The organism is Microbacterium luteolum (assembly GCF_039533965.1).
Lineage (GTDB): Bacteria > Actinomycetota > Actinomycetes > Actinomycetales > Microbacteriaceae > Microbacterium > Microbacterium luteolum.
Window position 1 is genome coordinate 3,496,063 of sequence record NZ_BAAAUN010000001.1, and the last position, 22,147, is coordinate 3,518,209.

General features: G+C 71.1%; 27 protein-coding genes. 13 read left to right on the top strand and 14 right to left on the bottom strand.

Annotated elements, in window-relative coordinates; all coding sequences use genetic code 11:
• Positions 1-16 precede the first annotated feature (16 nt).
• The 6 genes from ABD648_RS16905 (at position 17) to ABD648_RS16930 (ending at position 6,620) form a co-directional block, all read left to right on the top strand.
• Positions 17-946 (top strand): phosphate/phosphite/phosphonate ABC transporter substrate-binding protein, encoded by a 930-nt coding sequence (locus ABD648_RS16905; protein ID WP_282216126.1) that lies wholly within the window; start codon positions 17-19, stop codon positions 944-946.
• A gap of 108 nt (positions 947-1,054) precedes the next feature.
• The gene (gene phnC / locus ABD648_RS16910; RefSeq protein ID WP_282216127.1) at positions 1,055-1,882 is read left to right on the top strand and encodes a phosphonate ABC transporter ATP-binding protein; all 828 of its coding nucleotides are present in this window, start codon (positions 1,055-1,057) and stop codon (positions 1,880-1,882) included.
• The gene (phnE, locus tag ABD648_RS16915; protein ID WP_282216128.1) at positions 1,879-3,681 is read left to right on the top strand and encodes a phosphonate ABC transporter, permease protein PhnE; all 1,803 of its coding nucleotides are present in this window, start codon (positions 1,879-1,881) and stop codon (positions 3,679-3,681) included. Before phnC ends, phnE begins: the two co-directional genes overlap by 4 nt.
• On the top strand, positions 3,678-4,814 hold the full coding sequence (locus tag ABD648_RS16920) for a TIGR03364 family FAD-dependent oxidoreductase (protein ID WP_282216129.1): 1,137 nt from the start codon (positions 3,678-3,680) through the stop codon (positions 4,812-4,814). Before phnE ends, ABD648_RS16920 begins: the two co-directional genes overlap by 4 nt.
• Positions 4,811-5,518, top strand: coding sequence for an HAD family hydrolase (locus ABD648_RS16925; protein WP_282216130.1), 708 nt, complete (start codon positions 4,811-4,813; stop codon positions 5,516-5,518). The genes ABD648_RS16920 and ABD648_RS16925 overlap by 4 nt, the downstream gene beginning before the upstream one ends.
• A 13-nt stretch (positions 5,519-5,531) precedes the next feature.
• Entirely contained in the window at positions 5,532-6,620 is a 1,089-nt protein-coding gene (locus tag ABD648_RS16930) for an alcohol dehydrogenase catalytic domain-containing protein (RefSeq protein ID WP_282216131.1), read from the top strand.
• A gap of 33 nt (positions 6,621-6,653) precedes the next feature.
• On the opposite strand, the gene ABD648_RS16935 is transcribed toward ABD648_RS16930, so the two are convergent.
• Both ABD648_RS16935 and ABD648_RS16940 read right to left on the bottom strand, forming a co-directional pair.
• The gene (locus ABD648_RS16935; RefSeq protein WP_282216132.1) at positions 6,654-7,223 is read right to left on the bottom strand and encodes an FHA domain-containing protein; all 570 of its coding nucleotides are present in this window, start codon (positions 7,221-7,223) and stop codon (positions 6,654-6,656) included.
• Between the two features lie 76 nt (positions 7,224-7,299).
• Positions 7,300-7,653, bottom strand: coding sequence for a DUF7882 family protein (locus ABD648_RS16940; protein ID WP_282216133.1), 354 nt, complete (start codon positions 7,651-7,653; stop codon positions 7,300-7,302).
• A 75-nt stretch (positions 7,654-7,728) separates the two neighbouring features.
• Here ABD648_RS16940 and ABD648_RS16945 point away from each other — a divergent pair, with 75 nt between their 5' ends.
• The 3 genes from ABD648_RS16945 to ABD648_RS16955 all read left to right on the top strand — a co-directional run bounded on the left by ABD648_RS16945 (position 7,729) and on the right by ABD648_RS16955 (position 10,065).
• Positions 7,729-8,076: a DUF7882 family protein gene (locus ABD648_RS16945; RefSeq protein WP_282217448.1), complete on the top strand. Its 348-nt coding sequence runs from the start codon at positions 7,729-7,731 to the stop codon at positions 8,074-8,076.
• Between the two features lie 127 nt (positions 8,077-8,203).
• Complete coding sequence (locus tag ABD648_RS16950; RefSeq protein WP_282216134.1) at positions 8,204-9,088, top strand: SDR family oxidoreductase; 885 nt, start codon at positions 8,204-8,206, stop codon at positions 9,086-9,088.
• Positions 9,089-9,147: 59 nt separating this feature from the next.
• Positions 9,148-10,065 (top strand): EamA family transporter, encoded by a 918-nt coding sequence (locus ABD648_RS16955; RefSeq protein ID WP_282216135.1) that lies wholly within the window; start codon positions 9,148-9,150, stop codon positions 10,063-10,065.
• Between the two features lie 23 nt (positions 10,066-10,088).
• Here ABD648_RS16955 and ABD648_RS16960 read toward each other — a convergent pair whose 3' ends face one another.
• Together ABD648_RS16960 and ABD648_RS16965 are read right to left on the bottom strand one after the other, a co-directional pair.
• Complete coding sequence (locus tag ABD648_RS16960) at positions 10,089-10,847, bottom strand: YidC/Oxa1 family membrane protein insertase (protein WP_282216136.1); 759 nt, start codon at positions 10,845-10,847, stop codon at positions 10,089-10,091.
• Between the two features lie 63 nt (positions 10,848-10,910).
• A complete protein-coding gene (locus ABD648_RS16965) occupies positions 10,911-11,183 on the bottom strand; it encodes a DUF6412 domain-containing protein (protein WP_282216137.1) in 273 nt (90 codons plus the stop codon).
• 79 nt (positions 11,184-11,262) lie between these two features.
• Here ABD648_RS16965 and ABD648_RS16970 point away from each other — a divergent pair, with 79 nt between their 5' ends.
• Positions 11,263-12,309 carry an NAD(P)H-dependent flavin oxidoreductase gene (locus ABD648_RS16970; protein ID WP_282216138.1) on the top strand — a complete coding sequence of 349 codons (1,047 nt, stop codon included), beginning with the start codon at positions 11,263-11,265 and terminating at the stop codon, positions 12,307-12,309.
• A 133-nt stretch (positions 12,310-12,442) separates the two neighbouring features.
• On the opposite strand, the gene purU is transcribed toward ABD648_RS16970, so the two are convergent.
• Positions 12,443-13,294, bottom strand: a complete 852-nt coding sequence (gene purU / locus ABD648_RS16975; protein ID WP_282216139.1) for a formyltetrahydrofolate deformylase — start codon at positions 13,292-13,294, stop codon at positions 12,443-12,445.
• An 86-nt stretch (positions 13,295-13,380) separates the two neighbouring features.
• Between purU and ABD648_RS16980 the strand changes: the two genes are divergently transcribed.
• Positions 13,381-13,848, top strand: a complete 468-nt coding sequence (locus ABD648_RS16980; protein ID WP_282216140.1) for a glutaminase — start codon at positions 13,381-13,383, stop codon at positions 13,846-13,848.
• Here the strand turns inward: ABD648_RS16980 and ABD648_RS16985 are convergent.
• The 4 genes from ABD648_RS16985 to ABD648_RS17000 form a co-directional block, all read right to left on the bottom strand.
• A complete protein-coding gene (locus ABD648_RS16985) occupies positions 13,845-14,561 on the bottom strand; it encodes a glutamine amidotransferase-related protein (RefSeq protein WP_282216141.1) in 717 nt (238 codons plus the stop codon). The two genes, ABD648_RS16980 and ABD648_RS16985, sit on opposite strands and share 4 nt — an antisense overlap.
• Before the next feature lie 44 nt (positions 14,562-14,605).
• Positions 14,606-15,358: a LysR family transcriptional regulator substrate-binding protein gene (locus ABD648_RS16990; RefSeq protein ID WP_282216142.1), complete on the bottom strand. Its 753-nt coding sequence runs from the start codon at positions 15,356-15,358 to the stop codon at positions 14,606-14,608.
• Between the two features lie 134 nt (positions 15,359-15,492).
• Positions 15,493-15,831 carry a hypothetical protein gene (locus ABD648_RS16995; protein WP_282216143.1) on the bottom strand — a complete coding sequence of 113 codons (339 nt, stop codon included), beginning with the start codon at positions 15,829-15,831 and terminating at the stop codon, positions 15,493-15,495.
• Positions 15,828-17,393: a PspC domain-containing protein gene (locus tag ABD648_RS17000; protein ID WP_282216144.1), complete on the bottom strand. Its 1,566-nt coding sequence runs from the start codon at positions 17,391-17,393 to the stop codon at positions 15,828-15,830. Before ABD648_RS17000 ends, ABD648_RS16995 begins: the two co-directional genes overlap by 4 nt.
• Before the next feature lie 114 nt (positions 17,394-17,507).
• On the opposite strand from ABD648_RS17000, the gene ABD648_RS17005 reads away from it, so the two are divergent.
• Complete coding sequence (locus tag ABD648_RS17005; RefSeq protein WP_282216145.1) at positions 17,508-18,782, top strand: ATP-binding protein; 1,275 nt, start codon at positions 17,508-17,510, stop codon at positions 18,780-18,782.
• Entirely contained in the window at positions 18,775-19,434 is a 660-nt protein-coding gene (locus ABD648_RS17010; RefSeq protein WP_282216146.1) for a LuxR C-terminal-related transcriptional regulator, read from the top strand. The genes ABD648_RS17005 and ABD648_RS17010 overlap by 8 nt, the downstream gene beginning before the upstream one ends.
• 24 nt (positions 19,435-19,458) lie before the next feature.
• On the opposite strand, the gene ABD648_RS17015 is transcribed toward ABD648_RS17010, so the two are convergent.
• The 5 genes from ABD648_RS17015 to ABD648_RS17035 form a co-directional block, all read right to left on the bottom strand.
• Positions 19,459-19,866, bottom strand: coding sequence for a DapH/DapD/GlmU-related protein (locus ABD648_RS17015; RefSeq protein WP_282216147.1), 408 nt, complete (start codon positions 19,864-19,866; stop codon positions 19,459-19,461).
• A 105-nt stretch (positions 19,867-19,971) separates the two neighbouring features.
• Positions 19,972-20,745, bottom strand: coding sequence for a DNA-formamidopyrimidine glycosylase family protein (locus ABD648_RS17020; RefSeq protein WP_282216148.1), 774 nt, complete (start codon positions 20,743-20,745; stop codon positions 19,972-19,974).
• Complete coding sequence (locus tag ABD648_RS17025) at positions 20,745-21,611, bottom strand: EI24 domain-containing protein (RefSeq protein WP_282216149.1); 867 nt, start codon at positions 21,609-21,611, stop codon at positions 20,745-20,747. Before ABD648_RS17025 ends, ABD648_RS17020 begins: the two co-directional genes overlap by 1 nt.
• 17 nt (positions 21,612-21,628) lie before the next feature.
• A complete protein-coding gene (locus ABD648_RS17030; RefSeq protein ID WP_282216150.1) occupies positions 21,629-21,895 on the bottom strand; it encodes a Txe/YoeB family addiction module toxin in 267 nt (88 codons plus the stop codon).
• Positions 21,892-22,140, bottom strand: a complete 249-nt coding sequence (locus ABD648_RS17035) for a type II toxin-antitoxin system Phd/YefM family antitoxin (RefSeq protein ID WP_282216151.1) — start codon at positions 22,138-22,140, stop codon at positions 21,892-21,894. Before ABD648_RS17035 ends, ABD648_RS17030 begins: the two co-directional genes overlap by 4 nt.
• Positions 22,141-22,147 lie beyond the last annotated feature (7 nt).

Below are 22,147 nucleotides of genomic sequence, written 5' to 3' on the forward strand. Positions count from 1 at the left end.
ACCCTGAAAGGTCCTCATGAAGCTTCGCGCTCTCCCTGCCCTCGCCGGCGCGGCGATCCTCGCCCTCGGTCTCGCCGCCTGTTCCGGCTCGGCCGAGGCCACCGGCACCCCAGGAGCCGACGAGTCGTCGTCGACGACCAGCTTCGCGGTCGACGAGAACACCCTCGTCTTCGGCGTCGTCCCCGACTCGGTCGACACCGAGACCAACTACCAGCCGCTGATGGACTACATCGCCGAGATCACCGGCAAGACGGTCGAGTACCACGAGTCCACCGACTACGCCGCCCTGATCGAGGCCGCGGTCGCCGGCAAGGTCGACGTCGCGTCGTTCTCCGGCTTCACCTACGTCACCGCCACGAACAACGGCGCCAAGCTCACGCCCATCTCCTCCATCGTCACGGACGAGGGCCAGGAGCCCGGGTACTACTCGCAGGCGATCGTCCCCAAGGACAGCGACATCTCCAGCATCGCCGACTTCAAGGGCAAGAAGGTCTGCTTCGTCGACCCGTCCTCGACGTCGGGCTACCTCTTCCCCTCGTACAACCTGCTCAAGGCCGGCATCGACCCGAAGACCGACATCACGCCGGTGTTCGCCGGCAAGCACGACGTCAGCGTGCAGAAGACCGGTGAGGGCGTCGAGTGCGAGGCCGGCTTCGCCGAGGACTCCGAGGTCGAGAAGTCGGACGCCGTGAAGGTCATCGACGAGACCATGGTGCCGGGTGCCCCGCTGGTCTTCTCGTCGACGCTCCCCGAGGAGGTCTCCCAGAAGCTGGTCGACGGCCTCGCCGAGATCACCATCGACGACATCATCGCTGCCGGCATCGACAGCGCCGACTCCGACTCGTTCCGCAGCGTCTTCTACGCCACGAAGCCGGTCGACGACGCGTACTACGACCTCATCCGCGACATCTGCAAGGAAACCGAAGCGGAGCAGTGCCAGGGCTGACGCCCCGAGCCCGCTTGACCGTGCGCTTCGACAGGCTCAGCGACCCAGTGGGTCCCTGAGCCTGTCGAAGGGCCATCCACCTCTCGCTCGATCTCACCAGGAGAACCCATGAACGCGGCATCCGATGCCCTCATCCGCCTCGAGGGCGTGACGAAGACCTTCGGGTCCACCACCGCGCTGAAGGGCGCCTCGCTGCAGGTCTCCCGCGGCGAGATCGTCGTGCTTCTCGGCCTCAGCGGCTCGGGCAAGTCGACGCTGCTCCGCCATCTCGACGGCCTGGAGCTCCCGACCGCCGGGTCGGTCGAGGTGCTCGGCCAGCAGGTGCCGGCGCTGAAGGGCCGGGCGCTGCGCAACCTGCGCAGCCGTGTGGGCTTCATCTTCCAGCAGTTCGAGCTCGTGCCCTCGCTCACGGTGCTGGAGAACGTGCTCACCGGATCCCTCTCGGGGGTGCGCGGTCCGCGCCTCGGCCTCTGGGGCTACTCGAAGGCCGCGAAGCTCACCGCCCTCGAGCACCTCGATCGCGTGGGCCTGCTCGACCGCGCGTATCAGCGCAGCGACACCCTCTCCGGCGGACAGCAGCAGCGCGTGGCCATCGCCCGTGCCCTCATGCAGAAGCCCGACATCCTGCTCGCCGACGAGCCCGTCGCCTCGCTCGACCCGGAATCGAGCGACCAGGTCATGGCGCTGATCCGCGAGATCGCCGCCGACGAGGGGCTCACGGTCGTCTGCAGCCTGCACCAGGTCGATCTCGCGATCTCCTGGGCCGACCGCATCGTCGGCCTCCGGCACGGCGAGATCGTGCTCGACATGCCGACCACCGACCTCACCAAGGCCGAGGTCATGGAGATCTACGGCCGCGTCGCGACGACGACCGCCGAGATCGCCGCCGTCACGATGGAACTCGCCGAAGCCGCGTCGCAGGTGGCTGCGTCATGACGGTCGTGCGCCCTTCGACAGGCTCAGGGACCCAGGGGGCAGGGTCAGGGACCCAGGGGAGGGGCCCTTCGACAGGCTCAGGCGCCCACTCCGGGGGCTCCGGGGCCCCGGGTGGGGTCGCCGCGCGCGCACCGCGGCGCCCGCTCTCCCCGGAGCGCATCGCGGCGTCGCTGACGCTGCTCGCGCTCCTCGTGGTCGGCATCCTCGCCGTGAACGAGGTCGGCATCTCGATCCCCGCGATGGTGCAGAGCTGGGGCAACGCCGAGAACTTCATGGCCCGCGTCGGCGGCCTGTCGTTCCCCGAGCCCGGTGACCTCGCCTGGCTGATCGCGCTGACCGTCGGCCTCGTGCTCGTCGGCACCCTGCTCGCCGCCGTGCTCTCGGTGCCGATCGCCTACCTCGCCGCCTCCAACACCACGCCCGGCAACGGATGGCGTGCGGCCGCCCGCTTCATCGGCGTGCTCACCCGCGCGCTTCCGGACGTCGTCCTCGCGATGGCCTTCGTCCTCATGTTCTCGCTCGGCACGCTCCCCGGCATCCTGGCCATCGGCATCCACTCGATCGGCATGATCTCGAAGATGTTCGCCGATGCGATCGAGCAGATCGACGAGGGGCCCCGCCTCGCGATCCGCGCCGCCGGCGGCTCGAAGATGCAGGAGTTCACCTCCGGCATCCTGCCTCAGGTGCTGCCCAGCTGGGTGGCCACGGTGCTCCACCGCAACGACATCAACCTGCGCGGCAGCGTCGTGCTCGGCTACGTCGGCGTCGCCGGCCTCGGACTCGAGATGTCGTACGCCTTCAAGGCGCTCAACTACGGCAAGGGCCTCGGCATCGCCCTGGTCATCTTCGTCCTCTGCATCGTGATGGAGATCGTCTCCAGCATGGTGCGCGGCGCGATGCTCGGCCAGCAGAAGCAGACCCGCTCGTGGATGGACCGCATCGTCCACCCGCGACTCCGCGGGCGCAGCGCCGAGCCGACGACCACCCGCCCGGCCTGGGCCGCCAGCCCCGCGACGGCCGTGCGCCGCCCGTGGACGGCGCAGCGCGTGCAGCACGCGATCGCCGGCATCGTCGCCGTGCTCATCGTGGTCGGCAGCGTCGTGGTGAGCCAGATCAACTGGCTCGACTTCTTCACCTTCTGGGGCAAGCTCCCCGAGGTCGCCGCGAAGTTCTGGCCGCCCTCCTTCGGCAGCTACGACGCGACCGTCATGTTCGAGGCGATGCGCGACACCGTCGCGATCGCACTCGCAGCGACCGTGCTGACCCTGCTTCCCTCCGTCGTCCTGGGCTCGCTCGCAGCGAGCAACGTCGCACCGAGTTCCGGAGCGCGCGGCGTCGCACGGTTCCTGCTCGTCGGCATCCGCGGCATCCCCGAGCTGATCCTCGCGATCGTGCTCGTGGTGGTGACGGGGCTGGGCCCGCAGGCCGGCGTCATCGCGCTCGCGATCGGCGGTATCGGTCTGCTCGGCAAGCTCATCGCGGACTCCTTCGAAGAGGTCGACCGCGGACCGGAGCGCGCACTGCGCGCCGTGGGCGCCACCCGTCTGCAGACGTACACGTCGGCCACCGTGCCGCAGGGGATGCAGGCGCTGATCGGCCACAGCTTCTACATGCTCGACACCAACATCCGCGCGGCGACGATCCTCGGCATCGTCGGCGGCGGCGGCGTGGGCTACTACCTGCTGAACGCCAGCCAGGGGTCGCGGTACGAGACCGTGACCGCGATCGTGCTGATGATCCTCGCCACCGTGCTCGTCGTCGAGGGCCTCGCCATGTGGATGCGGAAGGTGTTCCGATGAACGGCGCGCAGGACACGGCCGACCTCGTGGTCGTGGGCTCCGGCATCGTCGGACTCGGCGCCGCGTACGCGGCGGTCCGACGCGGCCTTCGCGTCATCGTCGTCGACCGTGCGGATGCCGTGACCGGAGCCACGATCCGCAACTTCGGGCACCTCTGCATCGGGGCGCAGAGCGGAGAGGCCCGGCGCTACGCCGACGCCTCCCGCGAGCTCTGGCTCCGTCTCTCCCAGGACGCCGGGTTCTGGCTGCGCGAATCGGGCACGCTGGTCGCCGCCCGCCACGACGACGAGATCGCCGTGCTCGAGGCGGCCGCCCGGCTCGGCGGCATCCGGATGCTGGAGGCGGACGAGCTCCTCCGCCACGCACCGCTGCGGCGCGAGGGGCTCCTCGGCGGCGCGCACATCGAGACCGACCTGCAGACCGACCCGCGCACTGCGGCCGCAGCCATCGTGCGCCACCTCGCGGCGCTGGGCGTGGAGTTCCGGTTCCGCACGGGAGTCACCGCGCTGGGAGCCGGTCGCGTCGACACGACGCGCGGCACCCTCCGCTGCGCGAACGTGGTCGTCGCCGTGAATCACGACATCGACCAGCTGCTCCCCGAGGTCGCCGAGCGCCACGGCGTCGTCCGCTGCGCGCTCGACATGATGCGTGCGGCCGTGACGTTCCGGCATCCGCTCGCGGCCCCCCTCTTCACCGGCTGGTCGCTGGTGCGCTACGGGCGGTTCGACGGGCCGGAGGCCGCCGCGCTCCGCGAGCGACTGCACGCCGAGCGCCCTGACCTCGCCGCCCTCGATCTGAACCAGATGTACACCCAGTTGCCGGACGGCTCGCTCATCATCGGCGACTCCCATGCGACAGCGACCTCGCCGGCGCCCTTCCAGCCGGAGGCCGCGTTCACGGCGTTCCTCGCCGAGGCCGAGGCGCTGTTCGACATGCCGACGCCGCGCGTGCTCGAGCGCTGGCAGGGCGTCTACGCGAAGGGCTCGCAGGAGTTCCTCATCGAGCGGGGCGATGAGGGCGCGCTGGTGCTCGCCGCGACGACCGGCATCGGAATGACCACGGGTCTGGGGCTCGCCGAAGAGAATCTCACCGCCGCCTTCGGGTGGGCACCCGCAATGGAAGGAACATCATGACCACTCCTCTCGAACTCCTCGTCCTCGACATGGCAGGAACCACGGTGCTCGACGACGGCGTCGTGGAGCAGGCTTTCCAGCGGGCGGCCGAGCGCACCGGCGTCGCCGACCGGATGCCGTGGGCCGAGGCCCTCGATCACGTCCGCGTGACCATGGGCCAGTCCAAGATCGATGTCTTCACCCACCTCGCCGGCGGCGATGTCGAGGCGGCCCAGAACGCGACCGCCGCCTTCGAGGGGGCGTACGCCGAGATCGTCGCCGAGCAGGGCGTCACGGAGATCCCCGGTGCGGCCGATGCGATCCAGGGGCTCAAGGACGCCGGACTCACGGTCGTGCTGACCACGGGCTTCGCGCCGGTCACCCGCGACGCGCTGATCGACGGGCTCGGCTGGCACGGACTCGTCGACCTGGTGCTCTCGCCGATCGACGCCGGCCGCGGCCGCCCTGCCCCCGACCTGGTGCTCACCGCTCTGCTCCGCACGCAGACGTCCTCCGTCGCGGCGGTCGGCGTCGCGGGCGACACCGTCAGCGACGTCGAGTCCGGACTCCGTGCGGGGGCGGGCTTCGTCGCCGGTGTCCTCAGCGGCGCCCATGACCGGGCCGCACTCGAGGGCGCGCGAGCGGATGCCGTGCTCGACGACGTCACCGACCTCCGCGACGTGCTCGCCGATCGCGGACTGCTGCGCGCGGTCCCGGCCTCCTGAGACGCGGCGCGACATGGGCACACTGCTGATCCGTCCGCCCGGCCACCGGCGCGACGTCGCCCTGCGCCCCGCGGCCACCGCGATGGTGTGGATCGGCGAGGGGCATCCGCACGAGACGATCGCGGTGCCGGGCGTCGCGCTCGCCGACGGCGACGTGCTGGTCGCGGTCGAGATGTCCACCATCTGCGGCTCCGACGTGCACACCGTGCAGGGGCGGCGGTCGGCCCCGACCCCGCTCGTGCTCGGGCATGAGAGTGTGGGGCGCGTGATCGCGACCGGCGATTCCGGGGCGAACGCGGTCGACGGCACCCCGCTCCGCATCGGCGACCGCGTGGTCTGGTCCGTGACGGTCTCCTGCCGGAGCTGCGATCGCTGCCTGCACGGGATGCCGCAGAAATGCCGGACCCTGGGCAAGTACGGCCACGACCGCGTCGGCGCGCACGGCGACCTCACGGGAGCGTTCGGAACCCACGTGCAGCTCCGCGAGGGCACCGCCATCGTGCGCGTGCCGGAGGCGCTGCCGGCATCCGTCCTCGCTCCGGCGTCCTGCGCGACGGCGACGGCGTGGGCGGCGGTGTCGCGCGCGGGCCGGGACCACGATCTCGACGGCGCGGCGGTGCGCATCCACGGAGCGGGTCTCGTCGGTCTGTCCGCCGCGGCCATCGCGGCGGAGCACGGGGCTGAGGTCGAGGTGCTCGATCCGAACCCGGCGCGTCGGGCCCTGGCCGCACGTTTCGGTGCCGGCGACCTCTCGCGGGAGCCCGATGTCGTCATCGAGGCATCGGGGCACGCGGTGGTCGACGCGCTCGACGGGGTCGCGATCGGCGGCACCGTGGTGCTCGTGGGCAGCGTGTTCCCCGCCGATCCCGTGCCGTTCGACGCCGAGAGCATCGTGCGCCGCCTGGTCACCATCGCCGGCATCCACAACTACACCGGTACGGAGCTGGCGGAGGCGGTGGCGTTCCTCGCTGGTCGCGGCCGCGCCTATCCGTTCGCCGACGCGGTCGGGTCTGTCCGTTCGCTGCTCGACATCGACGAGGCGCTCGTCGAGGCCGCGGGACCCGAGGCGCCGCTGCGCATCGGACTCGTGCCGGGACGCTGAGTCAGGGAGTCCTGAGTCCGGCGGGTCTCCCGGTCAGATGCCCCGGTCCGGCGCGGACTGCGGCTCGTTGGACTGCGGGGCGTCGGTGGACGCGGCATCCTCCGGCAGCGGCTCGGTGGCCGACTGGGGCGCCTCACCTGCCGCGTAGTCGGGACGCGGGGGCTGCAACGGCTGGTCGGAGTACTCGCCGCCCTTGCGGCCGCCGAAGGGGCGCCCGTGATCGGCGAACTCCTCTCGCGCGAAGACAAGGGTCCACGGCCCGGCGGTGAACCGCGCTCCGGTGCGCAGGGTCTCGGTGGCGTCGCCGTCGTGGGTGGCATCCGCGCTGGGGTTCGCGTTCATCTCGCCCTCGCCGTGGAGCGTCAGGACGTATTCGTCGCGCTCGTCGTGCGTGATCGTGGCGTGCACGGGATCCGTGTCGGCCAGCCGCAGCTCGTTGCCCTCGGCGGAGCCGATGCGCACGACGTCGGCCTCGAGAGCGAACTCCGATCGCTCATCGTCGCGCGTGATGCGCAGGAGCGGGTTGCCGGCACCCCATTCCGCATGCGTGGTCGTCGGCGTGTAGCCCTCGTCGGGGCGGTCGTCGATGTGTCGTGCGTTCATGGCGGTGGCCTCCTCGGGTCGGTCTCACAAAACTAGGCGGCGCTCATGGTTCTGCGTGAGGGGGTTGACTTCCCTCTCACGAAGCGTCGGTCTCGTCGGTCTCGACCGCCTCGTCCGTCTCGTCCTTCGGGATCATGTCGGCCGTGAGCAGGGTGATGCCGCCGCTGGAGTTCGCCGACGTCGCCATCGCCGTGATCCACTCCGGCTGCAGTTCCGGAACCACGGGATCTTCGAACGTGAAACGCAGGGGGATGGACGGGTGGAGCCAGATCGTCGAACGGCCCTCGGGGTCACCGTCGGGATGCCGCCACGATAGGGTGAAGCTCTCATTCCGACGCAGCTTGGTCGCGATCACCACCTTGAGGTGTGCCAGCACCAGATCGTCGATCTGGATAGGATTCCTCGCGTCACCGTAGTACAGGATGCCCATAGGCCCTACGCTACGCAGACGGGGATGAATCGGACAAGGCTCGTCGGGCCGCCGCACCCGAGAACCGAGGAGAACATGGGCAAGTTCGTCTACGAGGGCGGCGTGAAGACCGAGATCGAGGATCGCGCTCTCACGCACCTGCAGCTCGTCATCACGGCCAAGCTGCGTCGTGGGGAGCCGTTCCCGTTCAGCTGGCGCGAGGACGCGAGCGTCGGCGGCGGGCGGACCACGGTCTGGATCCAGCCCAGCAGCTCGCTGGTCTTCAAGTACTTCGGCAGCCGTCAGCCCTCCATCAACCGCGCCTGGATCGAAGCGCTCGCCTTCACGGCGAACGCCCCCAGCGGGTTGTACCTCGTGCCCGAACCCTCCGACACGGGCGAAGCGTCGGGTTCGGGAGACGCACCGGTCAGCGCCCCGGTCTAGCGGGCACTCTCCGTCCGGCGGTCTCCGCTGTCAACCCCCTGCCCGCGATGCCTGCCGTCGGGGAGGCTCGTCGCTGACGCTCGGGCGACGCCTGCTTGAGCACACGCCGAGCAGACGAGGAGCCAGCATGGCCGACAGCACATCCGACCCCCGGCACGCCCACCGCGAAGACGGCTTCCCTGCGCAGCAGCAGGACCAGCCGGGTCTCACGGACCGCACGACACCGACGCCCGATCACGGCGAGGAGAGCTACGTCGGGCACGGGCGCCTCGAGGGGCGCCGCGCCCTGATCACCGGCGGCGACTCCGGCATCGGACGGGCCGTCGCGATCGCCTTCGCCCGCGAGGGCGCCGACGTCGCGATCGCGCACATGCCCGAGGAGCAGGCCGACGCCGACGCGACGCTCGCCCTCGTGCGGGAAGCTGGACGCCAGGGCCTCAGCCTCGCCGGCGACGTGCGCGACGAGACGTTCGCCACGGATATCGTCGCTCAGACGCGCAGCGAGTTCGGCGGCCTCGACGTGCTGGTGCTGAATGCCGCGTACCAGCACGACATCGACGGGTTCGAGACCCTCTCCACCGAGCGGATGCGCCGCGTCTTCGACACGAACCTGGCCGGACTCGTATTCACGGCGCGTGCGGCCTACCCCGACCTCGAGCCCGGGGCGAGCATCATCGTGACGTCGTCGATCCAGTCATCGCAGCCCTCGCCAGGCCTCATCGACTACGCCATGACCAAGGCCGCCCAGGTCGCCTTCGTCACCGCGCTCGCGGAGGAAGCGGGGCCGCGCGGCATCCGCGTCAACGCCGTCGCTCCCGGCCCGATCTGGACGCCGCTGATCCCCGCCACCGGATGGGATGCCGAGCGCCTCGCGACGTTCGGTGCCGACACCCCGCTCGGACGCGCCGGACAGCCGGCGGAGCTCGCCGGCACCTACGTGCATCTCGCGTCGACGGAATCGTCGTACGTCACCGGAGCGGTGATCGCGGTGACCGGCGGAAAGGCGCTCTGACGCGGGACGAACCACCGACACGACGCGGCCGTCGCGGCGATCGCGCCTAGGCTGGACGGGTGCAGAAGCCCGCGGCATCCGGTCCCCTCGTGGGGGTCGCACTCGTCGTCGGGTCCTGCCTCTCCCTGCCGTTCGGCGCGGCGGTCGCGTCCCAGCTCTTCCCGGCGCTCGGCCCCTGGGGAGTCACCTCGCTCCGCATCGCGATCGCCGCCCTCCTCCTGGTCGTCATCGTGCGGCCGCGGCCCGGCCGATGGACGCGGAGCCAATGGCTGACGGTGATCCTCTTCGGGGTGTCGCTGGCCGGGGTGAACGGCTTCTTCTACGCGGCGATCGACCGCATCCCCCTGGGTCCAGCGGTCGCGATCGAGTTCCTCGGGCCGCTCGTGCTCGCCGCCGTCCTGACCAGGCGACTCGCGGATGCCGCCTGGGTGGGGGTCGCGCTCCTCGGCATGGTGCTGCTGGGAATCGACGGACTCGTCGGCGCGGAAGCGCTCGACCCGCTCGGCGTCGTCCTCGTCCTCATCGCGGCCGGCTTCTGGATGATGTACATCCGGCTGGGCGCGCGCGTCGGCGCGCTCATCCCCGGCAACAGCGGACTGGCGATGGGGCTCGTCGTGGCGGCCGTGCTGCTGCTCCCGGTCGGTGTTCCGACCGTGCCGGTGGTCGCCGCCGACCTGCAGCTGCTCCTGCTCGCAGCGGTCACCGCGGTGCTCGCATCGGTCATCCCGTACAGCTTCGAGCTCGCGGCGCTCCGGCGTCTGCCGCAGCGGGTGTTCGGCGTACTGCTGAGCCTCGAGCCGGCGTTCGCGACGCTGGCGGGATGGCTGATCCTCGGCCAGGACGCGACCCCGCTCCGGCTGCTGGCGGTCGTGCTCGTCATCGCGGCCAGCGTCGGCACCACGCTCGGTGCGCGTGGGGGACGCCGCGGAGACGGCGCGTCGGGCCCGTTCACGGCACCGATCCCGCTGCCCGACTGATCCGCCGTCTCGCACGCGAAGCATCATGCCCGCACGGGGACCGCCAGCGGGAACCGGCGCCGCAGGATCACGCGCTGCACCAGCGTCCAGATGACCGTCACCGTGAGATACAGGGCCGCGGCGAGCGGGACGAACACCGCGAACACGGCGGTCAGGTAGTGCAGCGCCGACGCGATCCGCAGCATCGTCGGCGAGTTCATCGGCGAATCGTCTCCTTCGACGGGCGTCGGGCGGAAGACGCGACGGGTGACCTCCGCGACCGCGATCATCACGAGGAGCAGCGCGCCGAAGACGAGCCACGTCGAGGCGGTCGCGGTGCCGCCGAAGATCGCCGACACGAGGCTCGTGCCGAGCGGAGCGCCGAACAGATCGTGGGCGAGCAGATCGTTGGCGTGCCCCGCGATGTCGGTCCGGATGAACAGCGTGTAGAGGATGCCGATGACCGGAGCCTGTGCGAGCACCGGCAGCATGCCGGCGAAGGGGGAGGTGTTCTCCTCGCGGTACAGCGCGAGCGTCTCCTTCTGCAGGCGCTCCGGGTTCTTCTTGTGGCGGCGCTGCAGCTCGCGCAGCTTCGGGGCGAGGCGGGATCGGGTCTGCTCCGCCTTGGCCTGCGAGATGCCGACCGGGATGAGCAGCGCCCGCACGAGCAGCGTGACGAGGACGACGGCGAGGGCCGCGGCGGATGCCCCGGCGAGGGGCTCGAGGAGCGTGGAGAGCCCGACCAGAGCGCCGTAGGCGGCGTTCAGGAGGGCGGCGAGAGGGGGAAAGGCAAAGGGGTCCATGGAGGTGTCCGTTCGAGACGTCGGGAAGGGTCGGCGAAGGCCGCGTTGTCCCGAGTGAACGGACTACGCGGCGGTCGCGACTCCCGGCTCCCGCGGGCGGGGATGGCCCGCGGCATCCGGATCGCTCTGCGCGAGGAGGGTGCCGACGTCGATGGCGCGCAACGGATGCGGCTCGTCGGCCCCGGTCACCGGGCGCACGCTCAGCACGACGGCGAGCGTGAGAGCGGTCACGGCGAGAAGGGCGACGGCGAGACCGAGGGCCGCGGCATCCGGCATCGAGACGAGCCCGAGCGCGGTCGCGAGGATGCTCAGCATCTGCCCGAACCACTCGCTCATGCGCGCTCTCCCTTCCTCCAGCGAGGGTAGCACCGGCGACCGGTTGCGCGATTCGAAAACGAGGTGGGAGGCTCGAAGCATGAGTGACCTTCGCACGCTGCTCGGGATCGAGCATCCGATCTTCCTCGGTCCGTACGGCGGGCTCTCCTCCGTCGGGCTGACCGCGGCCGTGAGCGACGCGGGCGGCTTCGGCCAGTTCGGCCTGTACGGCTACGACGGCGACCGCATCCGCGCGACCGGCGCCGAGCTGCGCGCCGCGACCGAGCGGCCGTTCGGGGTCAACATCTGGCTCCCCACCGGCGACGAGGTCGCGCCCAATCCGCAGCACACGATCTTCGCCCAGGCGCTGGAGCCGTTCTACGAGGCGGTCGGCGTCGACGTGCCCGCGCGGCCCGAGCAGTACCTGCCGTCGCTCGACGAGCAGCTCGAGGCGATCTGGGAGATCTCGCCGGCGGTGCTCAGCGTCGTGTTCGGCGTGCCGTCGGCCGAGCTTGTCGATGAGGCCCGTCGGCGCGGCATCCGCGTGGTGGGAACGGCGACCACGGTCGCCGAGGCCGTCGCGCTCGCGGAGGGCGGCGTCGACGCGATCGTCGCGACCGGGATGGAGGCCGCGGGGCACCGGGTCTCGTTCCTGCGTCCTGCCGAGGACTCGCTGGTCGGGACCTTCGCACTCATCCCGCAGGTCGTCGACGCGGTGGACGTGCCGGTGATCGCGGCGGGCGGCATCGCGGACCGGCGCGGCGTCGCGGCGGCCCTCGCACTCGGCGCTTCGGGCGTACAGGTCGGCACGGCGTTCCTGGCCACAGAGGAGTCCGCGACGACGGATGCGCACCGGGCGGCGATCCGCGCCACCGCCGCCGACGAGACCGTGCTCACCCGGGCGATGAGCGGTCGGCTCGCGCGCGGGGCACGCAACAGGGTAGTGCGCGCGATCGAGGCGAGCGGCACCATCGCGCCCTTCCCGATGCAGAACTGGCTGACCGGCCGCTTCCGGACCGCGGCCAATCAGCAGGGCCTCGGCGAGCTGCAGGGCCTCTGGATGGGGCAGGTCGCGCCGCTGATCCGCTTCGACACGGCGGCCGAGGTCTTCGCGGAGCTCGTGGCGGGGGTGCCCGGCGGGCGCTGACCGCCGGCATCCGGTGTTCCGGTCGCACTCCATGCCGCCTGCGCGGCGCCGAGGCGGCCAGAACTGCGACCGGAACGGGCAGGGGCGGCAGAGATCGCGACCGGAACGGGCAGCCGGCTGGGGGTCCGTCGCGTCAGAGGATGACGGTGGACTTGCCGTGCACGATCACGCGGTCCTCGGCGTGCCACTGCACGGCGCGGGCGAGCACCTGGCGCTCGACGTCGGCGCCGCGGCTCTGCAGCTGAGCCGCGGACTCCGAGTGCGTCACGCGCGTGACGTCCTGCTCGATGATGGGTCCCTCGTCGAGGTCGGCCGTCGCGTAGTGCGCGGTCGCGCCGATCAGCTTCACTCCGCGATCCTTCGCCCGCGCGTACGGGTTGGCGCCGATGAAGGCAGGCAGGAAGGAGTGGTGGATGTTGATGACCGGAGCACCGAGCCGCTCGATGAAGTCGTCGGTGAGGATCTGCATGTAGCGGGCGAGCACGACCAGGTCGACGTTGCCCTGCAGCAGCTCGAGCTGGCGCTGCTCCATGAGCTCCTTGTCGCCCGAGGGGATGTGCACGAACGGCACGCCGAAGGAGCGCACCGACTCGGCGAGGTCCGGGTGGTTCGAGACCACCATCGTGATGTCGATGTCGAGCTGCCCGCGCTGCGTGCGCCACAGCAGCTCCATCAGGCAGTGGTCGTACTTCGAGACGAAGATCGCGACGCGCTTGCGACGGGCGACGTCGTGGAGCGACCACTCCATGCCGAAGCGCTCGGCGACCACGGCGATGTCGGCCTCCAGGGCAGGACGTGCGGCAGCGAGTCCGTCGAGGTGGATCACCGTGCGCTGGAAGAAGCGCCCGCCCTCCGAGTCCGTCGAGTGCTGGTCGAGCGAGATGATGTTCGCGCCGTGCCGCGCGAGCACGCCGGCCACCGCTGCGACGATGCCGGGCTGGTCGTCGCAGGCGATCAGGAGGCGGGCGGTATCGGGCTGAGACATGGAGACTCCTCGAGGGTGTGCATCGATTCTGCCGTGGATGCACACCGGCGGGCTAATCGCGCGAGCCCGGTCGCTACTCTGGAGCGGTGACGACGACGAGCGCACTTCTCACGCAGGCCGTGCAGGAGCTCGCCGGCGCGCCGAAGGAGGGGCTCGGTGAAGAGCGCGAGTCCCGCTGGCGCGGCCGGCGCATCGTGCGTGTCGGCGAGGCCTGGCACCTGGGCGCTCTGCTCCTGACCGAGACGCACGCCCTGGCGACCGCCGAGGTGCTGCGGGCGGCCGACCCCGGACGCCGTGGCTACACCGCCGAGTCGGCGCGGGCGCGGGCGGAGCGGCGGGCGGAGGCGCTGCGCGGCGGATTCGCCGAGGGCGATGTCGTGCACGTCGGCTGGAGCGTGATCGACGTGGACGCGGTGGATGCCGGAGTGGCATCAGGTCCGCTCGCGCTGATCGACGGAGTTCCCTCGGTGCGCTGGAGCGCCGCCGGCGGATTCATGCCGTTGGACGCATACCTGCGCGAACGGGTGCCCCTGCTGCGCGGAGGCGTCGACTAGGCGAAGGTCTCGGCGAACCGGCGGAGCAGGGCTGCGCCCTCGGTGACGGATGCCGCGAGCACCTGGCCCTGCACCCGATCGAACTCGTCGGGGTCGAAGTAGCCGGTCGTGCGGTAGAACGTCATGCGGTCGGCGAAGTCGCGCGGCGTGGGCTCCGGATGGAACTGCGCGGCGTACAGATGAGTGCCGACGCGGTACGCCTGCACGGGGCAGGCCTCGTTCGTCGCCAGCAGCACGGCTCCGGGCGGAGTGCTCGCCGCGCTCTCCTTGTGCGCCGTGAACACGGTCAGGGCTCGCCCGCTGGGCCCGAAGATCGGATCTTCCGCGCCTTCGGGAGTGGTGTCGATGACGGCGGCACTGGCCGATTCGGGCCTGTCCGTGACGACCTCGCCGCCCAGCATCCGTGTGACGACGCCGATGCTGAAGCAGGTGAAGAACACCGCGATCTCGCCGGCGATGGCCGAGTGCGCGAGCGCCTCGAGATTCGCCTCGACCCGCCGCTGCACCGGAGACTTCGCGTCGTCCGTCACGTTGAACGGGGACCCGCCGACGACCACGCCGCGGTAGCCACGCAGGCGCGCCGGGTCGAGGGGCTCCTGGAGCAGATCGAGGCGGTCGACCACGTCGGCGCCGAGCGCCCGCCGGAACGAGGCGTGCTCGGCATCCGCCGCCCCGGTCTCGGGTCGCACGCACACGTAGAGAAGCGAGGCCATCAGGAGATTCTAACGATCGCGCGGTGGTGTGCCCGCCGCCGACGTCACCGGGAGGAATTCGCGGTTCGTCCGCGCACGATCCCGACGAACGTGTCCACATCCGGCGTGGTGCGATCGCGCGGCCAGACCAGGGCCACGGTCGACAGCGGGCCGTCGACCAGACGCCGGTGGTCGGCATCCTTGCGGTGGTGCATGCGCGCCAGCGACATCGGCACGATCAGGATGCCGACCCCGGATGCCGCGGTGGCGATCGCCTCGTCCGTCGGCAGCGGTGCGAACGTCGCCGGACGGGTGCCCGGAAGATCGAGCGGGCCGAGCACGTCGTCGGTCAGGGGGATCAGGACCTCGCCCTCCAGATCGGTCGCCGTGAGCTCGTCGACGGCCATGAGGTGCGAATCGGCGGCGGCGACCACGACGGGGACCTCGTCGTAGAGGGGGATGATGTGCAGAGACGAGTCGGTGAGGGGGAGCCGCACGAGGGCCGCATCGAGGTCGTCGATCGCGGTGCGCTGCCCGGCGACCTCGATCGGGACGAGCTCGAGCGGGACCCGCGGCATCCGCTGCTTCCATGCGTCGATCCACTTGCCGGGCGTCGCGCCGGGGACGACGCCGAGACGGAACGTGCGCGGCTCATCGGACTCGGCGGACGGGGCGTCGAAGACGACCTTCTGCTCCGTCCTCGCGGTCTTGCGCGGGGGCTTCGGCGGCGGGAACCGCTCGGCGGGGGCGGCCTTGTTCCGCCGCACGGGCGTCGGCTTGCCGGTTCCGCGGCCGGGTCGTCGTGCCTGCTTCGCCATGGGGTCCAGGGTACCCGGCGGCGAGACGGCCCGGCTGGGTACACGAAGGCGGCCATCCGCGAGTTCTGCGGCCGATTCCGCAGAATGCGGCCGCAGAACGTCGAGATGGCCGCAGAGATGCAGCGCGAGGGCGGCTAATCGGCGGGAACGTGGCCGAGCGGATGCTGCTCGCTGCGGGCCGCGATCCCGCGCTGCGCCCGGCGGACCAGCGCGGAAGCGCCGGCGACGAGCAGCAACACGCCGATGGTCAGGATCAGCAGGGCGCTGATCGTGGTCGGACTCAGAGACGTCGTCCAGTCGGCGACGCCCGCGCGACGGTCGTCAGCGGAGAGCAGCCAGAGCGCGCCCGCTGCCACCGCGGCAAACAGGGCGCCCCAGATGATGGCCGCCCATCGGGTGCGGGGGCGCGTGATCGTCGAGTCAGCGGCAGGTGCGGGGCCGGTCGTCGCGGCGAGGGGGGTCGAGGTGCTCATCGTTCGTCTTCCTTCTCGGGCTCGATGACGGTGATCGAGATGTCGCCGTTGCGCTGATCGATCGTCACGCGCTGCACGGTGGTCGTCGGCGCGTTCTCCGCGCCGATGCTCTCGGAGACGACCGAATCGCCGCCCTGCTCGGTGGGTGTCCAGGTTCCGCTGTCGATGATCATGCCGGTGTCGGCTTCCACGCGGTGCCACTCCACGGTCGCCGTGCCCACCGTGGCGCGCAGGTCGAGCTGCACACCGGGGTCGACGGAGATCCAGGTGCTGCCGGTGCCCTTCTCGATCACGATCGGGCGCGGGCCGTCGTCGTGCTGGTTGAGGGTGACCGAGAGGTCTCCGAAGGGCTGACGCACCTGTGCGGCCTCGTTGTTGGAGATCGACGCCCAGCCCAGGGTCACGTCCGAGAAGGCGGAGAAGCCGCCGGCCACGAGCCCGCCCGCCAGGGTGAGCACGGTCGTGAAGGCGAGGAAGCCGCTCCGCCGGCGGAACGCACCGGCCACGATCATCCCGAGCGCCAGCACCAGTGCCGCGGACAGCAGGCCGAGCGCGCCGCCTGTGCCGTCTGCGCCGCTCCAGAGCCCGACCGCGGCCCCCGTCACGATGGCGAGACCGATCACGGATGCGACGATCGCGAAGCCGGCGCGAGGGTTCGATGCCCGGCGGATGCGGCGGCGCTCGGCGGCCTCCACGGCGAACACCGCGGCTTCCGCCTGACGCTCACGGCGCAGTTGGTCCCTGACTGCGCGCTCGGCGTCCTGCTGCTGACGGCGCCAGGCCTGGTCCTGCTCCTTCCACGCCGCGTGCTGGACACGCCACGCGGCCACGTCTGCCGGGTCCTGGACGCCGGCGGGCAGCGGTGCCGGAGGCGCGGGAGGGGTCGCTCCCTCGACGTCGGTCGTCGGCCCGACCGCGGAGGCAGGGACGGATGAGAATGCGGATGTGGCGTCCGCCCCCTCGGCGGTACCCGAACCGCCGAGGGGGACGGACGCGGCCGGGGCCGCCTGATCTGCGGAAGCCATCGGCAGATCAGGCGCGGAAGCACCCGGGGTGCGGCTCGCAGCACGCACGATCAGGAAGAGCAGACCGCCCACGACGACGAGGCCGACGATCCAGCCGAACAGCGCCAGCGCCGACCAGCTCTCATAGCCGAAACCGAACAGTCGGCCGGTGAGCGGCGCCGTCGGAATGAGACCGACGACCGCCATCCCGAGGATGCCGAGCTGGACGGGCTGGTACTCCTGCCGCAGCAGATCGCGGAGGTGGACCCGTCCATCGATATCGGGCAGCAGGGCCCAAGCGAGGGCGTAGAGGAAGATCACGGGCAGACCGAACAGTGCCGCGACCACGAGCACGCCGCGCACGATCAGCGGATCGATGCGCAGCCGCGCCGCGATGCCGGCCGCGACTCCGCCGAGCCAGCCGTCCGAGCGGGCGACGCCGAGACCGGCGACCCAGAGGAGGAAGCGCTCGGCGCCGTGAGGGGCGACCGGACCCGAGGAGCCGACGCCGGGATCGGCGTGGTCGGCGGGGGGCGGAGGCGCAGTCGGAATCGTCATGCTTCGATCCTGGCGGCAGCGGCAGCTGTCCTGCCATGGGGGGAACCCCTGAGCGCCCCCTGATTCTGTTCGGGGGAGGCCCCGGATGAGCGGCCCGGATGATTGGATGTCGACATGTCCTCTTCAGCGCCCGCCCCCGCGCGACCCTCTCGCGTCGCGGTGCCTGAGCGACCTCCGCGGCCCCCGCTGACGCGGGATCGCGACTGCCTGGTCTCCGGCGTGAGCGCCGGCCTCGCCCGTCACCTGGGCGTTCCCGTGTGGATGGTGCGCGGGTTGTTCCTCGCCCTCGCGATGTGCGGGGGTGCCGGCATCCTGCTCTACGCCTGGTGCTGGACGTTCACGCCATGGGCGGAGGGGGACGGCACGCCGACGAGACGGATGCCGGTGGCCTGGCTGCTGCTCGCCCCCGCCGTGCTCGGTGTGCTGCTCGTCGCTCTCGGGGGGCACAGCGCTGATGACGTCCGCGCAGAGATGCCGTCGGATGCCGCTGTCGTGGTGGTTTCCTCTGCCGTGGTGGTTTCCGCGACCGTCGCGCTCGCCGCCGGTGCGGGGCTCTGGGCCACCCTGATCGACCGCACCGACACGGCCAGAGGCCCGCGGCACACGACGATCCTCCGCATCCTGTCGATCCTGCTCCTCGCGGTGACGTTCGGTCTGCTCCTCACGAGGCCGGTCGGCAGCGTCGCCCTCGTGCTCATCCCGCTCGCCGGGCTCCTCGCCGTCATCTCTTCGACCCTGATCCCGCGCTGGCGGGAGCTGGCCGGAGAACGCGTCCGTCGCATCCGCCAAGAGCAGCGCAGCGAGATGGCCGCGCATCTGCACGACTCCGTGCTGCAGACTCTCGCGCTGATCCAGAACAGGGCGGGGGCGTCGAGCGAGGCGGCTCGTCTGGCGAGAGCGCAAGAGCGCGAGCTGCGCGCCTGGCTCTACGACGGCGATGCCCCGGCCGACAGCGACCTGGCGACGGACCTGCGCGACTACGCCGGAGGCCTGGAACTCGACTACCCGGTGAGGATCGACGTCGTATCGGCCGGGCTGTCCACGGAACGCGCGAGCGGCGAGCTCGCCGCGGCTGCCCGCGAGGCGATGCTGAACGCCGCACGGCATGCCGAGGGGGAGATCTCGGTGTACATCGAGGGCAGTGCGACCGGCGTCGACGTGTTCGTCCGCGATCGCGGCACCGGATTCCGGCTCGACGACGTGCCGAGCGACCGATTGGGCGTGCGCGAGTCGATCATCGGACGGATGCGGCGCGCCGGCGGCTCCGGCACACTGCGCAGCGACGAGAACGGGACCGAGGTGCATCTGCGCATCACGACGGGGCCACGCGGCGGATCGACCCCGCAGCCGGCGAGCCCGTCGCAGAGCGAGGAGGACGAGCGTGGCTGACAGCATCCGGATCGTGATCGTCGACGACCATTCGATCTTCCGCTCGGGGCTCCGTGCCGACCTCGATGCGAGCGTCGACGTGGTCGGAGAGGCTGCCGATGTGCCCTCGGCGATCGCGGTCATCCGTGAGACGCAGCCCGACGTCGTGCTGCTGGACGTGCACCTTCCTGGCGGAGGCGGCGACGACTCCACCGGCGGGGAGTCCGTGATCCGCGGCGCGATGCCGACGTCGTCGCGCTTCCTGGCGTTGAGCGTGTCGGATGCCGCTGCCGACGTCGTGCGTGTCATCCGTGCCGGAGCGCGCGGCTACATCACGAAAGGCTCGTCGGGCGCCGAGGTGAGCGGTGCCGTGCATGCGGTGGCCGGCGGCGACGCGGTGTTCTCGCCGCGGCTCGCCGGTTTCGTGCTCGATGCGTTCGGCGCCGTCGCCGGCGAGATCGCCACCGCGACCGATGAGCTCGACCGCCTCTCGGCGCGCGAGCAGGAGGTCATGCGACTCATCGCCCGCGGATACGCCTACAAAGAGGTCGCCTCGGAGCTGTTCATCTCGATCAAGACGGTCGAGACGCACGTGTCGTCGGTGCTGCGCAAGCTGCAGCTCTCCTCACGGCACGAGCTCACCGTGTGGGCGTCGGAGCGCCGCCTGCTCTGACAGTCGGCGGCTGTGTTCGCGCGCTCAGGCGGCGAGCCAGAGGCCCTTCGAGGTCGTCGCGACGGTGAGCCCTGCGGCGACCGTCTCGTCGTCGCCGATCCGCGCGCCGCGGACGATGCGCGCTCCGGGTCCGACCTCGGTGCGGACACCGACGTATGCGTTGTCGCCGACGGCGGCACCCTGACCGATGTGCGCGTGCGCTTCGATGTGCGCACCCTCGCCGATGACGGCATCCGGTTCGATCCATGCGCCACGAGCGATGGTCGCTCCCGCGCCGATGCGCGCTCCGGGTTCGATGTACGCGCCGGCCTCGATGTGCGCCTTCGGGTGCACCTTGGCTCCATGCGCGACGAGACCGCGACCGTTGGCGTGCTTGCGGTACCGCAGCGTCGCTCCCTGGTCGTTCTCGATGTCGACGTAGTTCTTGCCCACGATTCCTCCCGTGTTCCGGAGTTTCCCCGGATATATCAACAACCACTGGAGGCGCGGATTCATTCCCGCGGATGGATGTCGTTCGAGGGGGTCAGGCGGTGGGGTTCACCGCTGGCAGGAGGGGCACCAGAACGTGACACGTTCGCGGGTGGGATCGGCGCCGAGCTCGCCGCGCAGGATTCTCGTTCCGCAGCGTCGGCAGGGGCGGCCGGACCGTCCGTACACCCACGCGGCCTGGCCGGGACGATCGATCCCGGTGAACGTGCGGGAGGGGCGATCGCGATTGGCGCGGATCGTGCGGACGCCGAGGGAGAGAAGGGCGGTGACGTCGACCTCCGGTGTCGGAGTGGTCGGCAGGATTCCGCGCAGGAACAGGAGTTCCGCGGCGTATTCGTTGCCGAACCCTGCGACGTTGCGCTGGTCGAGGAGGGCGACGTGGATGCTGCGCGTGTCGGCGCCGAGGCGGCGGACGGCCTCGGGCATGTCCCAGTCATCGGCGAGGGGATCGGGTCCCAGATATCCGACGAGCTCGCTCTCGTCTCGGGTCGGCACGACCTCGATCTCGGCGATGTCCACGCCGACGGCTTCGCGCTCCGCCGTGCCGACGATCGCCCGGACCTTGAACGCCGGATGCCGCCACTTCTCACCCGGACGATAGACGAACCAGGCGCCGTCCATGCGCAGATGGGAATGCAGTGTGCTGTCGCCGATGCGCAGGAGGAGATGCTTCCCGCGCGACACCGCGCCGTGGACGGGCTGACCGGTGAGATCGAGCGTCGCGAACCGGGGCACGCGCAGATCGAAGCGCGTGACCTCGCCGCCGGCCAGCGCGTCGTCGAGGCGCCGCGCCGTGCGGAAGACGGTGTCGCCCTCCGGCATCAGACCGCTCCCGTGCGGGGCGGAAGGGAGTGCGTCCCTGAGCCGGTGGCCTGGGCCCCTGAGCTCGAGGCCTGGGTCCCTGAACTCGAGTTCTGGGTCCCTGAGCTTGTCGAAGGGTCCGACCCCGAAGGCAGCGGCGTGCGGGCGAGCATGTCGCGCGCGAGCATCGTGCTGCCGGCGACCGCGACGGGCATGACGACGACGGCGCCGCCGGGGATGAGGAAGCAGAGCTGTGTCGCGACCCCGAACCCGAGCACGCGGGCCCGGCTGCCCGAGAACAGGGCTGCGCGGTCGGCGGGGGAGAGGTCGCGGGCGTCGAAGGCGCGGCCGGTGAGTTCGCGCGCGAGGAGCCGTCCGGTGAGGACCACGCCGGCCACCGGCCCGAGGAAGCCGCCGACGGCGGGGATGAGGCCGATGAGCAGGACGAGGATCGCGATCAGGATGCCGAGCACGACCAGCCGCAGGCCTTCAGCGACCGTGCTCCAGAACCCGCCGCCGTCTTCCGGCGGCGCGTCGCCGAGCTCGACCTCGACCGCGTGCCAGATGCGCTGGTAGAACGGGTCGCCGATCGTCAGGGTCAGCGCGGTGAACACGGCGCTGGCCAGGGCGAGGGACGCGACGACCACCACGAAGCCGACCGCACCGCGGACCAGGCCCTTCCAGGGCGCCGGCCACTCCTCGGCGAAGGGCGTGATCCAGGCCGCGATCGAGGTCATGTTGAGGGCCAGGGGCAGCAGCACGGCACCGAGGACGACGATCGTGATGATGGCGGGGATCAGCCCGAGGTTCATCAGCCCAGGGCGGGTGCGCCACAGGCCGAACCCGCGCAGGAGTGTGCGGATGCCGGCGGCGAACTCTCTGATCATGGCTCTCAGCGTAGGCGTCAGTAGTGGTAGCGGGCTTGCAGGACTGTGACGTGGTGATCCGTCGCGGTGTACACGAGTCGGTTCGTCTCGTCTATGCGCCGCGACCAGGCCCCTGCCAGCACGTGCTTCAGCGGCTCGGGCTTCCCGATCCCTTCGAACGGATCGTCTCTCAGCACGTCTGCGATGAGCAGGTTGATGCGCTTGAGAGTGCGTCGATCCTGCGTCTGCCAGTAGACGTAGTCCTCCCACCCCTCGGCGGTCCAGACGAGGAGTCGCTGGGTCATGCCTCAGAAAGGTCGTGCTCCGCGACGTCGCCCGCCCGGGCGGCCGCGAGGGCGGACAGGAGGCGGTTCGCGTTCGCGGGAGACCGAAGGAGGTGCGTGGTCTCGATGAGCGAGTCGTACTCGGCCTTCGACATGAGGACGGCAGAACCCCGGCGTGACGTGATCTCCACCTCGGAGTGATCGAGGTTCACCCGCTCGATGAGCCCGAAGAGGTCTCGTCGTGCTTCGCTGGTGGTGATGGCCATGTCAGGT